The 14,595-nt window shown below is 62.2% G+C and carries 14 protein-coding genes; 10 read left to right on the forward strand and 4 right to left on the reverse strand.

The annotated features are described in order from the left end of the window. Positions 1–26: 26 nt before the first annotated feature. The gene (locus RAS12_RS08800; protein ID WP_306947317.1) at positions 27–2,417 is read right to left on the reverse strand and encodes a catalase; all 2,391 of its coding nucleotides are present in this window, start codon (positions 2,415–2,417) and stop codon (positions 27–29) included. 10 nt (positions 2,418–2,427) lie between these two features. Then, positions 2,428–3,042: a hypothetical protein gene (locus tag RAS12_RS08805; RefSeq protein WP_306947320.1), complete on the reverse strand. Its 615-nt coding sequence runs from the start codon at positions 3,040–3,042 to the stop codon at positions 2,428–2,430. Between the two features lie 303 nt (positions 3,043–3,345). On the opposite strand from RAS12_RS08805, the gene RAS12_RS08810 reads away from it, so the two are divergent. The 6 genes from RAS12_RS08810 to RAS12_RS08835 all read left to right on the forward strand — a co-directional run bounded on the left by RAS12_RS08810 (position 3,346) and on the right by RAS12_RS08835 (position 9,814). Beyond that, a complete protein-coding gene (locus RAS12_RS08810; RefSeq protein ID WP_306947322.1) occupies positions 3,346–4,956 on the forward strand; it encodes a PepSY-associated TM helix domain-containing protein in 1,611 nt (536 codons plus the stop codon). Then, entirely contained in the window at positions 4,953–5,303 is a 351-nt protein-coding gene (locus tag RAS12_RS08815; RefSeq protein ID WP_306947324.1) for a DUF3325 domain-containing protein, read from the forward strand. Before RAS12_RS08810 ends, RAS12_RS08815 begins: the two co-directional genes overlap by 4 nt. Before the next feature lie 145 nt (positions 5,304–5,448). Continuing rightward, complete coding sequence (locus tag RAS12_RS08820) at positions 5,449–7,443, forward strand: ribonucleoside triphosphate reductase (protein WP_306947326.1); 1,995 nt, start codon at positions 5,449–5,451, stop codon at positions 7,441–7,443. 49 nt (positions 7,444–7,492) lie between these two features. After that, positions 7,493–7,672: an anaerobic ribonucleoside-triphosphate reductase gene (gene nrdD, locus RAS12_RS08825; protein WP_306947329.1), complete on the forward strand. Its 180-nt coding sequence runs from the start codon at positions 7,493–7,495 to the stop codon at positions 7,670–7,672. Then, the gene (locus RAS12_RS08830) at positions 7,641–8,411 is read left to right on the forward strand and encodes an anaerobic ribonucleoside-triphosphate reductase activating protein (RefSeq protein WP_306947332.1); all 771 of its coding nucleotides are present in this window, start codon (positions 7,641–7,643) and stop codon (positions 8,409–8,411) included. Before nrdD ends, RAS12_RS08830 begins: the two co-directional genes overlap by 32 nt. Before the next feature lie 236 nt (positions 8,412–8,647). Then, positions 8,648–9,814 carry an NAD(P)H-dependent flavin oxidoreductase gene (locus RAS12_RS08835; protein WP_306947334.1) on the forward strand — a complete coding sequence of 389 codons (1,167 nt, stop codon included), beginning with the start codon at positions 8,648–8,650 and terminating at the stop codon, positions 9,812–9,814. A 39-nt stretch (positions 9,815–9,853) separates the two neighbouring features. Here RAS12_RS08835 and RAS12_RS08840 read toward each other — a convergent pair whose 3' ends face one another. Continuing rightward, complete coding sequence (locus tag RAS12_RS08840) at positions 9,854–11,326, reverse strand: sensor histidine kinase (RefSeq protein WP_306947335.1); 1,473 nt, start codon at positions 11,324–11,326, stop codon at positions 9,854–9,856. Further along, positions 11,323–12,051: a response regulator transcription factor gene (locus RAS12_RS08845; RefSeq protein ID WP_306947338.1), complete on the reverse strand. Its 729-nt coding sequence runs from the start codon at positions 12,049–12,051 to the stop codon at positions 11,323–11,325. The genes RAS12_RS08840 and RAS12_RS08845 overlap by 4 nt, the downstream gene beginning before the upstream one ends. 144 nt (positions 12,052–12,195) lie before the next feature. On the opposite strand from RAS12_RS08845, the gene RAS12_RS08850 reads away from it, so the two are divergent. From RAS12_RS08850 to msrB, 4 genes are all read left to right on the forward strand, one after another. Beyond that, positions 12,196–12,828: a cytochrome b/b6 domain-containing protein gene (locus tag RAS12_RS08850; protein WP_306947340.1), complete on the forward strand. Its 633-nt coding sequence runs from the start codon at positions 12,196–12,198 to the stop codon at positions 12,826–12,828. An 11-nt stretch (positions 12,829–12,839) separates the two neighbouring features. Continuing rightward, the gene (locus RAS12_RS08855; RefSeq protein WP_306947341.1) at positions 12,840–13,631 is read left to right on the forward strand and encodes a molybdopterin-binding protein; all 792 of its coding nucleotides are present in this window, start codon (positions 12,840–12,842) and stop codon (positions 13,629–13,631) included. A 41-nt stretch (positions 13,632–13,672) separates the two neighbouring features. Further along, complete coding sequence (locus RAS12_RS08860; protein WP_306947343.1) at positions 13,673–13,999, forward strand: pentapeptide MXKDX repeat protein; 327 nt, start codon at positions 13,673–13,675, stop codon at positions 13,997–13,999. Positions 14,000–14,074: 75 nt separating this feature from the next. Continuing rightward, entirely contained in the window at positions 14,075–14,569 is a 495-nt protein-coding gene (gene msrB, locus RAS12_RS08865) for a peptide-methionine (R)-S-oxide reductase MsrB (protein ID WP_306947345.1), read from the forward strand. Positions 14,570–14,595: the final 26 nt, after the last annotated feature.

The following is a 14,595-nucleotide window of genomic DNA, read 5'->3' on the forward strand; positions in this document are numbered from 1 at the left end:
GCTTCAAGACGGTATCCCGTCAACGTCTACACGGCAGGCGGCTGCGTTTCCCGCTCAGGATGGCGGTGCTTGGCCAGCGCTTCTATGAAAGCCGCCGCGCTTTTCGCTGGCGCGCCGCCCCCCATCAGCAAACCACCATCAGCATCATTGGGCGCAATGCCCGCGGACCCGAACAGCTGCGCGCCACGCCCCAACGCCAACAGCGTTTTGCCATGACGGAACGCATCGCGCAGGAACTCCAGCGCGCGGCCGTCCGCTTGCAAGCGTGTCACCGCGGCTTCGCCGCCCGGCACCACCGCGCCATCAAATACGCCCGATGGATGGTTGTCCAACGACGCATCCGCGTCCAGCGCTGCGCCGCCCTCTGCATGCAACGGCCCGATCCGCTGACCCACCAGCCGCACAACCACACCCGCCTTGATCAAGGCGTCCGCCACGGCCGATACCGCGCCGCCATCGACACCCTCGGCCACCAGGATCGCGACCTTGCGTGTAGCGACGCCGCCGTCGCCCGGCCGTGCTGTCAAGGACAGCGCAGGCGACACGTCCACCTCAGCCTTGGGCGGTTGGGCGATGGCGCGCGGCAACGGCTCGGGCAAAGCCATACCCAATTTATCCGCCACAGCCTGGGCCAGTTCATCCGACACATTGCGCAGCGACGCAACCATGCGCACGCGGATCGCCGGTACCGTCAGTTTGCTCAGTTCAAAGGCAAACGCATTGATGATGTGCGCTTGTTCCCAATCCGTCTGGCTGTTGAAGAAAAGCGTGGCCTGGTTGTAGTGCTCTGCGAACTTCTCGGGATGCCCGCGCAGCTCGTCGCCCGTATCCGGTTCGGGAAACGACACAAAACCTGCCATGCCGGCCTGAAATGGACAGCCGCCCGCCAACGAGTTCGGCTCGTAGGCCACGCGTCCGCGATGGATTGCTTGCCGGTGCATGCCATCGCGCTGATTGTTGTGCACCGGCGCGAGCGGCGCGTTGATCGGGATCTCGTGAAAATTCGGGCCGCCCAGGCGTGAAATCTGGGTATCCACATAAGAATGGATACGGCCGGCCAACAAGGGATCATTGGTGAAATCCAGCCCGGGAACAATGTGCGCGGTACAGAAGGCGACCTGCTCAGTCTCGGCAAAGAAATTGTCGGGATTGCGATCCAGCACCATGCGGCCGATCGGCACAACGGGCACCAGCTCTTCGGGCACGAGCTTCGTGGCGTCCAGCACATCGAAACTAAAGCGTTCCGCATCTTCTTCCGTGAACACCTGCACGCCCAGCTCCCATTGCGGCCCGTTGCCGCCGTCAATGGCTTCCCACAAATCCCGCCGGTGAAAGTCGGGATCAGCGCCCGACACCTTGACGGCTTCGTCCCAAACCTGCGAATGGGTGCCCAGTACGGGGTTCCAATGAAATTTCACCAGCCGGGATTCACCCTGGGCGTTCACGAAGCGGAACGTATGCACGCCAAAGCCCTGCATCATCCGGTAGCTGCGAGGAATGCCGCGATCCGACATGACCCACATCAGCATGTGCGTGGATTCCGGCATCAGCGACACAAAGTCCCAGAAGGTATCGTGCGCGGACGCCGCTTGCGGCATGCCATGGTGCGGCTCTGCTTTGACCGCGTGCACCAGGTCCGGAAACTTCATCGCATCCTGGATGAAGAAAACGGGAATGTTGTTGCCCACCAAATCCCAGTTGCCTTCGTCCGTGTAGAACTTCACGGCAAAACCGCGCACATCGCGCGCGGTGTCCTTCGATCCGCGTTCGCCCGCCACCGTTGAAAACCGCACGAATACCGGCGTGCGTTTGCCTTTTTCCGCAAACAAGGACGCTGCCGTCAGGTCGGTCAGCGGTTTGTAGCATTCGAAATAGCCGTGGGCAGCAGAGCCCCTGGCATGCACGATGCGTTCGGGGATGCGCTCATGATCAAAATGCGTGATCTTCTCGCGCAGAATAAAGTCCTTCAGCAAGGCGGGCCCGCGCAGGCCCGCTTTGAGTGAATGCTGGTTATCGCTGACGGGCACACCTTGATTCGTTGTCAGCATCTGCCCCGTGGCGTCAGAGCGCACGCGCGACAGCCGCCCGTCGGCCTCATTGGCGCCGGGCTGGGCCGCATCCACCGTCTTATCTGAGACCTCGCTTTCCGACAAGGAACTTGCGCCCACTGACGGATCGGCCAAGGGCACATGAGCCCCCGTGTAAGGACAGCGCGCGGCCTTGTCGCCATACTCTTCGGGCTTGCCCGCATTGTGCGCAATGGCACCCACGGTCGCACCCACAGCGGCAGCCCGCTTCAACGCGGGATGGCTGGGTTTGCCGGAAGGCCCGGAGGCCGGGCCGCTGTCGGTATTCATGTAGGCGGTATCTAGCGCGGCGCCGGGGCCCGGTTTGCCTGCTGGTTTCTTACTTGCCATGTCGGGTCTCCTAGCTGTTGAGCATCTTGTCGCGCGCCTGCTCGGCTCGCGATGCGCCGATAGCGGACTCCACCTTCTTGACCTCTTCGGGCGGCGGCAACACGGCGGGGAATCCCAGGGACTCAATCCAGAGCTCCCGCGACCAGCCTTGCGTGTGATACAGGTGATGCTCCTCGTCGGTCGCAACCGCCTCATGGGCTTGCTTCAGGATCTTGGCCTCGCGGCCGGTGTGATGCTCGGCAATGAAGCCGATCAGCGACCAGTTGGCATGATCTTTCGTCTCAGCCAGCACCACGCACTCGGTAGCCACCAATTGCGCGGCATTCGCGTCGCCTGCGCTGACCGCCATCTTCATGGCCTTGACCAGCGACTCACCCAGATGCCGCACCACATCGCGGCCCGGCGACTTGGCCTCGGGGTCCAGCCCCAGTTGTTCAAACACCGTCAGCAGCACGCGCTGGTGCGTGCGGGTTTCTTCCAGATACTCGCGCCACTCCTTCTTCAGGTCCTCATTGACGGCACAAGACACCGCAGTCTCGTAGACGGACAAACCGCCGATCTCGGTTTCCAGTGCCTGGTACAGCAGTTCTGTGATTTGTGCGTCATTACCGGATTTGCGTTTCATCAGGGTGCTCCTAGTTCGGTGACCTCGACGACGGGACCGCCCTGGTGCGGACAGCCTTGCGGGATCGAATCGCGTATCCAGCAATCCCCATGCCCAGTGATTTCCGCCCGGCTGTAGACGTGCGCGCCGCCTAAATGCCGCTTCGCTTTCAGGAAAGCGCAGAAACTACAACAATACTTACCATGGCAACTCCGGCCCCAATTCGCTTAGAATTGGAACCATTCTCAATACAAACTCAACCGTCCGGCTCGCGGCGGCATTAACAACAAGAGGCTCGTTCTGAAATCCGGTTTCCGCCTATCGATGGCCTGGTTGCACACCTGGGTCGGCCTGTGGTTTTCCTGGCTGCTGTACACGGTGTTCCTCACAGGCTCCTTGGCCATCTTTGCCGAGCCCATCACGCATTGGATGACGCCCGAGCACCACGCCGCCGAAGCCCAGGCCGCGCAGCAGGAAAGCGCGCCCGTGGACCGCGCCCGCCGTTTTGATCTGGCCGTGGACTACATGACGCGCAACCATTCCGGGGCGGGCATGTGGGAAATCTGGCCCATCAACCGCGGGCACGACAACGGCCTGTCCGTGTATTGGTTCGACAAGAACGGGATGTATGCCGACGCCGAGCTGGACCCGGCAACCGGCGCAGAGCTGGATGACCATCACGATGAAGAAGGCCGCGCCACGATGGGCGGCACGCACTTCGTCAACTTCCACTACATGCTGCATGAAAGCCGCTACGGCTTGTGGATCGTGGCGTTCGCCACCATGGCAATGCTGGTCGCGCTGATCTCCGGGGTGGTCACGCACAAGCGCATCTTCAAAGACTTCTTCACGTTTCGCGCCAAAAAGGGCCAGCGGTCCTGGTTGGATGCGCACAACGCCGTGGCGGTGCTGACCCTGCCCTTCCAGTTCATGATTGCCTACACCGGCATCATGATCTCCAGCGCGGAACTGATGCCCGCACCGGTTGCCGCGCACTACGGCACCGGCATGGCCGCCGCCCGCCAGTATCTGGCCGAGATGTCGGGCGAAGACAGGCCCGCACGCACGGGCGGCACCCTGGCCGTGCCCAAGCTTGAACCCCTTGTGGCGCAGGCGGAAAAGCTGATCGGCCAGACCGCGCGCGCCATCGTCATCAATAACCCCGAAGACGGTTCCATGCGCATCGGCGTATACGGCTGGAACGAAGAAAACGACACCTTCCGCAGCATCAGCGCCACCACCGGCATGGCCGAGTTCTCGGCCGCCACTGGCGAAGTGCTTCGCGTGCGGCTTCCGGGTGATGTGAACGGCGGCACGCCGTCGCTGGTGCGTCAGGTGATGTCTGACCTGCACATGGGGCAGTTCGGCGGATTGGGCCTCAAGTGGCTGTACTTTATTTGCGGCCTGGCCGGCGCGGCCATGATGGGCACGGGCGCCGTGCTGTTCATGGTGAAGCGGCGGGTAAAAATGGGGAACGAATTCGGTGCGGCCACGGCTCGCATGTACCGTCTGTTCGAAGGCCTGAACGTTGCCGCGCTGGCCGGGCTGGCCGTGGCGTGCATCGGCTTCTTCTGGGCCAACCGCCTATTGCCGGTGGCATTGGAAAACCGCCCGCTTTGGGAACTGCGCTGCTTCTTCGGCCTGTGGGCGTTGATGCTGGCGCACGCCTGGTTGTGCCGCCCGCGCACCGCCTGGATCACGCAGCTGGGGCTGCTGGCTGCGTTGTGCCTGCTGCTTCCCGTGGTGTCGTTCGTGACGCTTGGAGACCATCCCTACGCGCAGATCGGACGCGGTGACTGGGAAAGCGCAGGGGTCGAACTGACCGCCATTGCCTTTGGCGTACTATCCGCCTGGGCGGCCATCCGTATGTGGAAGAAGCCTCAGTCCGCGCCCGCCCAGCGCAAACCCCGCGCGAACCAAGAGGCAGCGGCATGAACATGAACGACGTATTCGCCATTGTGATGGCATTGCTGCTGACCTATTCCGGCATGGCTTGCCTGAGCCTGGCCATGCCGCGCCACTACGATCAGGTGTGGGGGCAAGATCCGTCTACCGGCCATACCCGCGTACTGCGCGGCGCAGGGACGTTGCTGCTGGCGTTGGCTCTGCTGCCTTGCGTGGGCCTGTGGGGCAACACCGTGGGCGTAGTGGCGTGGCTGGGCTGGCTGTCCGCTGGCGCGTTGCTGTGGGTCGGGATGCTCTCTTGGGCCCCCCGCCCAGCCGCCGGCACCGCCGCCTTGGCGGTAGCGATTTCCCTGGCTGGCGTGGGCATCGGATTCTGACCCGGCCGGGGTTTTGCGGTTTTTTCGCACCGTTCCTCGGCGTTTGACCCGCATCAAACCAAGCTGACATCGCGTCGACGCAGCGCGTCAGCAGCACCATATGTAGTGGTAGAGTCTTTACACCCTACTACATATGGTGCCAACAATGCCTATCCAACACATCCTCAAGCGCGATGGCCGCGTCGTGGCCTTTGATCGCGACAAGATCGCGCACGCCATGGCGGCCGCGGGCAACAGCACCGGGGAATTGGATCTGGCGGGCGCGCAAGCGCTGACGGACAGTGTCATCGCCGCGTTGGCAGACCAACCCTGCCCTGGCGTGGAAACCATCCAGAATCGTGTCGAAGACGCGCTTGTCCGCGCGGGCCACTGGCGCACCGCGCGCGCTTACATCGTCTACCGCGAACAGCATGCCCGCCTGCGTTCCATGCGCCACACTCTGGTGGACGTGGAAAGCGCCATGGAGGAATACCTTGAACAGCGCGACTGGCGCGTCAATGCCAACGCCAACCAAGGCTACAGCCTGGGCGGTCTGATCCTGAACGTGGCGGGCAAGGTCACTGCCAACTATTGGCTGTCCAATGTTTTCACCCCCGAGGCCGGCCGCGCCCACCGCGAAGGCGACATCCATATTCATGACCTGGACATGCTTAGCGGCTACTGCGCTGGCTGGTCCTTGCGCCAACTGCTGACCGAAGGGTTCAACGGCATTCCCGGCAAAGTGGAGTCCACCCCGCCCAAGCACATGTCCGCCGCAATTGGTCAGATCGTGAATTTCCTGGGCACCCTGCAAAACGAATGGGCAGGCGCGCAGGCATTCAGCTCCTTTGACACCTATATGGCGCCCTTCATCCGCCGCGACGCGATGACCTACGCCGAGGTAAAGCAGTCCATTCAGGAACTGATCTTCAACCTGAACGTGCCCAGCCGCTGGGGCACACAAACGCCATTCACCAATCTGACCTTCGACTGGACCTGCCCGGCAGATCTGAAAGAACAGATTCCGTATGTGGGCGGCGAAGAAATGCCGTTTGCCTACGGTGATTTGCAGGTCGAAATGGACATGATCAACCGCGCCTACATCGAAGTCATGATGGCGGGCGACGCCAAAGGGCGGGTATTCACATTCCCCATTCCCACCTACAACATCACGCCCGACTTTGACTGGGACCATCCCAACACCGACCGCTTGTTCGAAATGACGGCGCGTTACGGGCTGCCCTACTTCCAGAACTTCCTGAATTCGGATCTGGAACCGCACATGGTCCGCTCCATGTGCTGCCGCCTGCAACTGGACCTGCGTGAGCTCCTGAAACGCGGCAACGGATTGTTCGGTTCTGCCGAGCAGACCGGGTCGGTGGGTGTCGTGACCGTCAACTGCGCGCGGCTGGGCCATACCTGCCGCGGCAACGAGGCGCAACTGATGGAACGTCTGGACTACCTGCTGGGCCTGGGCCGCGACGTGCTCGAGACCAAGCGCAAGGTTGTGCAGCGCTACATCGACCAGGGCCTCTATCCCTATACCCGCCGCTATCTGGGCACCTTGCGCAATCACTTCAGCACGCTGGGCGTGAACGGCATCAACGAGATGATCCGCAACTTCACGAACGACGAAGACGATGTCACGACCGGCGCTGGCCACGCGCTCGCCGTGCGTTTGCTGGACCGCGTCCGCGAGCGCATGACTGAGTTCCAGGAACAGACTGGCCACCTCTACAACCTGGAAGCCACTCCCGCCGAAGGCACGACCTACCGCTTTGCCCGCGAAGACAAGAAACGCTACCCCGACATTCTGCAAGCAGGCACCGAAGCGCAACCGTACTACACGAACTCCAGCCAGTTGCCTGTCGGCCATACCGACGATCCGTTCTACGCGCTGCAATTACAGGAAACGCTGCAAAGCAAATACACGGGCGGCACGGTGCTGCACCTGTACATGAACGAGGCGGTGTCGTCCGCCGACGCCTGCAAACAGCTGGTACGCCGCGCGCTGTCCAATTTCCGGCTGCCCTACATCACGGTCACGCCCACGTTCTCGATCTGCCCGAATCACGGCTATCTGGCCGGACACCACGAGTTCTGCCCCAAATGCGACGCCGAACTGATGGCCAAGCAATCCGCGTGCTGCGCGCCTGTCTAGCACGCAATACCCCGCCGGGCTTGCCCGGCACATACCCCAAGGAGTCACCATGCAAACCTTGATCGCCCCCGCCGCCACCGCCGCCCCTGCCATCCAGCTGGACGACAGTCAGCGCGTTCGCTGCGAAATCTGGACCCGCGTGATGGGCTATCACCGCCCTGTCTCTTCCTTTAACACCGGCAAACAAGGCGAATTCAATGAACGCCGCTTCTTCGTCGAACAACGCTGAATCGGCTGCACGCAGGCTGGCCGTAAGGCCAGCCTATGCCGCGCCGCCGCAGCCCGTGGCCCAGCCGCTGCCGCGGCACTCGCCCGCGATTGGCGGACTGGTGCCTTTTTCGACCGTAGACTGGCCGGGGCAACTGGCCGCTGTGGTCTTTATCTCTGGCTGCCCGTGGCGCTGCCATTACTGCCACAACACAGAACTGCAAACCCGCGCCGCCCGTTATGACTGGCGCGAGACCCGCGCCTTTCTGGAAACCCGCCAGGGTCTGCTGGATGCCGTGGTTTTTTCAGGCGGCGAACCCTTGAGTGAGCCCCGTCTGCCGTCCTTGATTCGTGACGTGCGCCGCATGGGGTATCGCGTGGGACTGCACACGGCTGGCATTTATCCGCTAAGGCTGGCCGATGTATTACGCCACCTGGATTGGGTCGGACTGGATATCAAAGCAGATGCGCAAGGCTACGACGACATCACGGGACGCCGCGATTCCCAACGCCCCGCCCTGGCCTGCCTGACGCAGCTGTTATCCGCCGGGACCGACTTTGAATGCCGAATCACCTGGCACCCCGATTGGCTGGACGAACCGAGGCTATTGGCATTGGCCAGCGAACTGGCGCGGCGGGGAGTACAGCGATTTGCCGTGCAAGCTGCGCGCAGCGCGCCAGGCACCCCAGCCGCCCGCGCGTTAAGCGCGCCGGCTCAGGCCCAAATGGCGCAACGCTTCACTGAGTTCGCCTACCGCTAGGCCAGGCGCGCTTTCAATGCCGCGGTGCGGCAGCCTGACCAGATGGCGTCCGTAACAGCCATCACTTCCCATCACACAGCCCCTGCGTTCACGCTGATTGCATAAAGCGTGACGGATGGGGCGGGTTACGCCCGCCCCGCTCTGCCCGTCATTGCAGTCTGGCTTGATCCTGCGCAAGGCAACGCCACCCCCCTTGCTCTAGCCTCTGTCCACTTGACCAGAGGAAAGACTTCAACATGACGTGGTTCAAATCACTCAACCTCGCCGGACGCGAATTGCTACCCATCGTTCAGGGCGGCATGGGCGTCGGCGTATCTGCACATCGCCTGGCTGGCGCGGTTGCCAGTCAGAACGCGATGGGCACCATCGCCAGCGTCGATTTGCGCCATCACCACCCCGATCTGGTCGAAAAGACCGACAAATGCAATGACCGCGACATGATCGACAGCGCCAACCGCGAGGCGCTGCACCGCGAGGTCCGAGCCGCGCTTGAAACGGCGCAAAACCGGGGCCTGATCGCTGTCAACGTCATGAAAGCCGTGCGCGACCACCCTGCCCTGGTGCGCCAGGCGTGCGAAAGCGGCGCGCAAGCCATCGTGATGGGCGCAGGCTTGCCGCTGGATCTGCCCGACATGACGGCAGATTTTCCCAAGGTAGCGCTGGTGCCAATTTTGTCCGAAGCGCGCGGTGTAGCCGTGGTGCTGAAAAAATGGATGAAGAAAGGCCGCATGGCCGACGCCGTTGTGATCGAACATCCGGGACACGCAGGCGGCCACCTGGGCGCAGCCAAGCTGGACGATATTCACGACGAGCGCTTCGATTTCAAACGTGTGCTGGCCGAATGCCACGCCCTGTTCAATGAACTGCAACTCGGCCGTGACGCGCCCCGCCTGATTGTCGCAGGCGGCGTGGGCAGCCATGAACAGGTGCGCCATTGGCTGACCCATGGCGCCGACGGCGTGCAAGTCGGCACCGCCTTTGCCGTCACCGAAGAAGGCGACGCGCACGAGAATTTCAAGCGTGTTCTGATGGATGCAGACCCCGACAACCTCGCGGAATTCACGAGCGTCGCCGGTCTGCCTGCACGCGCCGTCCCAACACCGTGGCTCACGCGCTATCTCCGTCAGGAAAAAACGCTGCAAGCCAGCACGCGCAATGACCCGCGCCGTTGCAGCCAACGCATGGACTGCCTGACGCAATGCGGCCTGCGTGACGGCATGGCGCGCTTCGGCCAATTCTGCATCGACTTAAAGCTTGCCGCCGCCATGCGTGGTGAAGTCAGCCGCGGCCTGTTCTTCCGTGGCGCGTCCAAACTGCCCTTTGGCGGCGCGATGCGTTCGGTGCGCGAGCTGATGGACTATCTGCTGCACGGACAGATGCCGGCCGCTGCGCCTGCCGCCTGACACCGCCGCAAGGTGGCAGCGGTCCGCTAAGTTACTTATTTAACGGGCAGCCGCCAGATCAAACTGGAATACCGCGCCGGGTTCGGCGCGGTCGACCAGCCGGATTTCACTGTGATGCAGCTGCAGAATGCGCTGCACAATCACCAGCCCCAAACCGCCGCTATCTCGCGGCCCGCTGTTCAGCGCAGACGCTCTGGTAAACAGCCCCGCGCGCAATTCATCAGGGATGCCTGCGCCGGAATCACTAACCTGAACCTGCACCGAATTCTGCGCATATCCCAGCCGCAACTCGATGTGCCCGCCCGGCGGGCTGTGACGGATGGCGTTGTCCAGCAGGTTTGTCAGCACGCGTTCGATCAAGCCCACGTCGGCGCGCACGGGCGGCAGTTCGCGGGGAATGTCGGTTGTCAATTGCTGGCGCCGCGCTTCAGCGGCCAGTTCAAACTTCTGGATCACATCCTGCACCAGATCGGGCAAGGAAAAAGTCTCTGGCTCCAACCGCACCAGCCCAGATTCCAAGCGAGCGAGTTCAAACAATTCCTGCGCCAAACGGCCCACCTTGCGGCTTTGCGCCAGCGCAATGTCCAGATAGCGGCGGCGCTCGGCGGCGTCCAGCGTTTCGTCTTTCAAGCGTAGCGTTTCCAGGTAGCCATGCAACGAGGTCAGCGGCGTACGCAAATCGTGCGAGATATTGGCCACGAGATCACGCCGCTGCTGATCCTGCCGCGTCAGTTCGCGCCATTGCTCGGAAATACGCCGCCCCATCTGCACGAAGCTGCGGCGCAGCACGACGATCTCATCGGCGTTCTTGTCCGATGCATCGCCCGGCCGCTCCAGCGCAGCCAGCCCTTTGCCGTCATCACCTTCAAAATCGCGTACCGCACGCGTCAGATCACGAAGCGGCCGGGTAGTCAGGCCAAACGCCACCAACCCTGCCACCAGCCCCAGCAACGCCACCAGCGCGATCGACCACAGGGTTGTGCGCAACACCGAACTGGCCGACACAGACATAGCCAGCGCGTCGTGGGCCTGCCCTTGCAGCACCACGTAAACGTAGCCTTGTTCTTGCCCCGCGACCTTGACCGGTGCAGCGCTGAAGACTTTTTTCACGCCCGCATTGCGCGGGTCGTCGCCAACAATGGGCAGCATTCCGCCCGCCAGCAGCCGTTGGACCGGCTCCAGATTCACGCGATCCAGTTTGATCTGGCCGGCAGGCGCCGCGTCGCCCACAATGCGGCCGTCGCTCGCCAGCAAATAAACCTCCACCGCCGGATTGACCGCCATCAGCATGTCAAACAGCGAGCGCACCGAGGCGGGCTTCCACCCATTGGCGTCCATCAATTCATTGGTGCCCGCGATGTGCTGCGCCAGTCCGGTGGACAGCCGCTGCACGACCTCTTGCTCGTAGCGCGTGTTGGCTGCCACCTGCAACCAAGCGGACGCTCCGCAGCAAGCCAGCAACAGCAAGGCGAAGACGGCGGACAGACGCTGTGCCAATGTCAGGCGCTTCATGACGTGCCTCCTGCGGTTTCAGGCGCCGTCGCAAATTTATAGCCCCGGCCCCACACCGTCAGAATGCGCTGCGGGTTGGACGGATCGGTCTCGATCTTGGTGCGCAGCCGGTTGATGTGCGTATTGACGGTGTGCTCGTAACCTTCGTGCTGATAACCCCAAACCTGATTCAGCAGATCCATGCGCGAGAAAACCTTGTCCGGGTGCCGCGCAAAGAAATGCAGCAGATCAAATTCACGCGGGGTCAGATCCAGCCGCCGGTCATCAACCTGCGCGGTTCGGGCCACGGGATCAATCGATACGCCGTGTAGCGTCAGGCTGCCGGCGTCGATGCGGGCATTGCGTTCCAACGCCTCGGTACGGCGCAGCAGCGCCCGAACCCGCGCCACCAGTTCCAGCATCGAAAAGGGTTTGGCCAGGTAGTCGTCTGCGCCCAATTCCAGCCCCAGGATGCGATGCACCTCGCTGGATCGGGCGCTGGTGATGATGATGGGCGTGTAACGCGTCATCGCGCGCGCCCGCTTGCAGATTTCCAGGCCATCGATACCGGGCAGCATCAGATCCAGAACCAGCGCATCCCAATTGCCCTCTTCCAGCCGCCGCATGCCGTCGTTCCCGTCGGCAGCGTGTTCCACCGCATAGCCTTCATCGCGCAAGTGCAAGCGCAGCAATTCGGCAATGTGGGCGTCGTCTTCAACAATCAGCACGCGTCGGGGCGTATCCATAGGGGGCTCGGGCCAGGTCAATACCGCCATTGTCGCCAATCCGCTCCGGCGAGTTATCACATTTATTTTAAGTTTGCGTGAGGACTTGGATATCGGCCCCGGGAAAGAATGGCTCCAACGACAAAAAGCCCCCGGAGACATCCCATGCTGGCCCCTCCCGTAAGTCTCGACCCCACGGCCCCATTGCCGCCTTCCGGCAAGATCCACCCCGGCTGGCTGCGCATCATGCACTGGGTCAACGCTCTGGCCGTGCTGATCATGGTGACCAGCGGCTGGCGCGTCTACAACGCGTCGCCGATCTTTGACTTTGCCTTTCCCAACAACCTGACGCTGGGCGGCTGGCTGGGCGGCGCCTTGCAATGGCATTTTGCCGGCATGTGGCTGCTGTTTGCCAATGGCCTGTTGTATCTGGCGTTAAACATCGCCACCGGCCGCCTCTGGCGCAAATTCCTGCCCGTCAGCCCGCGCGGCGTGGCCTCTGACTTGGGCGCCGCACTGCGGGGCAAGCTGTCGCACGCTGATCTGCGCCACTACAACCAGGTTCAACGGGTGGCCTACCTGTTTGTCATGGCCGACATCGTCGTGCTGGTGCTGTCCGGGCTGGTGTTGTGGAAATCCGTGCAATTCGACCTGCTGCGCGAGCTGTTGGGCGGCTATGAATTCGCGCGCCGCATTCATTTCGTCGCCATGGCGCTGCTGGTGGCCTTTGTAGCCGTCCATCTGGTGATGGTGGCGCTGGTGCCCCGCAGCCTGATTGCAATGATCCGCGGCAAATAAAGGAGCCCGACGTGAGCCAGAAAAGATGCCTGTCGCTGCTCGGCCTGGATGGCCCGGCCATCTTGAAAGAAGCCAAAAACCTGCTGGTCCGCCGGGTGGAACAACCCTCGCGCCGGGCATTCCTGCGCAACAGCCTGACCTTGGGCGGGCTGGCCATGCTGTCGGGCTGCTCCTTGTCCGACGATGAAAACGTCGAAAAAGCGCTTGGCGCCGTATCGCGGTTCAACGACCGCGTGCAGGGCTGGCTGTTCGACCCCAACAAGCTTGCTCCGACCTACCCGGACGCCATGATCACCCGGCCGTTTCCGTTCAACGCCTATTACGGCATTGACGAGGTACGCCATGTCGACGAGGAATCCTTCCGCCTGGAAGTGACCGGCCTGGTTGCCGACAAGCGTCAATGGCGGCTTGAAGAACTGCGCGCCATGGCGCAGATCGACCAGGTCACGCGCCATATCTGCGTCGAAGGCTGGAGCGCCATCGGCAAGTGGGGCGGCGTGCCCTTCTCCACATTCCTGAAGCGCGTAGGTGCGGATCTGACCGCGAAATACGTCGGTTTCAAGTGCTCGGACGACTACTACACCAGCATCGACATGCCCACGGCGCTGCACCCGCAAACCATTCTGGCGCTGACCTACGACGGCCAACCGCTACCACCCGAATACGGCTTCCCCATGAAGCTGCGCATGCCTACCAAGCTTGGCTACAAAAATCCCAAGCACATACGGGCAATTTTCGTCACCAACACCTACCCAGGCGGTTACTGGGAGGACCAGGGCTACAACTGGTTCGGCGGCAGCTAGGTGAAATCCTGTCTTACCCCTATCCATCAAAGGAACGCATCATGAAGAAACTCACCACCGCCGCTTTTTCCCTGTGCCTGGCCTTTGGCGCCGTGACGGCTCATGCCGCCGACACCATGGGCAAGGACAGCATGAGCAAAGACAACATGGCAAAAGACAGCATGTCCAAGGATGGCATGTCCAAAAGCGGCATGACCAAAGATGGCATGGCCAAGGATGGAATGTCCAAAGACAGCATGTCCAAAGACGGAATGTCGAAAAACAGCATGTCCAAGGACGGGATGTCGAAAGATGGAATGTCCAAGGATGGCATGTCAAAAAACAGCATGTCGAAGGACGGAATGTCCAAGGACGACATGAAGAAGTAATTCCAGCGCAACCGGCTGCCTGCGGGTCTCGTTCAACGAACCCGCAATCCCTGCCCCTTTAGATAGAGCCACGCCATGACATTGAATCGCAGACATTTCCTGAGCCTGGGCGGGGCCGCGGCCCTCACGGCCGGCCTGGCCCCGTTGTTAGCCGCGCGCGCCGCCACCCCCGCCGCCACCTTCCCCTACGTGTTGACCGACGCGCAATGGCGCGAACGGCTCACACCCGTGCAATACGACGTATTGCGTCACGAAGGCACCGAACGGCCCTACTCCAGCCCGCTCAATGACGAACACCGCAAAGGCACGTTCTCGTGCGCAGGCTGCCAGCAAAAAGTCTTTTCTTCGGAAACCAAGTTCGACAGCGGCACCGGCTGGCCCAGCTTTTGGCAACCATTGCCCAAGGCTGTAGGCGAAACACGCGACAGCAGCTTCGGCATGGTCCGCACAGCCGTCTACTGCGCAAACTGCGGCGGCCACCTAGGCCACGTCTTTGACGACGGCCCACGGCCCACCGGCCTGCGCTACTGCATGAATGGCGTAGCCATGACCTTCGCCCCGCAAGCTTGACCCACATACGCGACACACAGGACTTC

The sequence above is a fragment of the Achromobacter seleniivolatilans genome, assembly GCF_030864005.1.
GTDB lineage: Bacteria > Pseudomonadota > Gammaproteobacteria > Burkholderiales > Burkholderiaceae_B > Achromobacter > Achromobacter seleniivolatilans.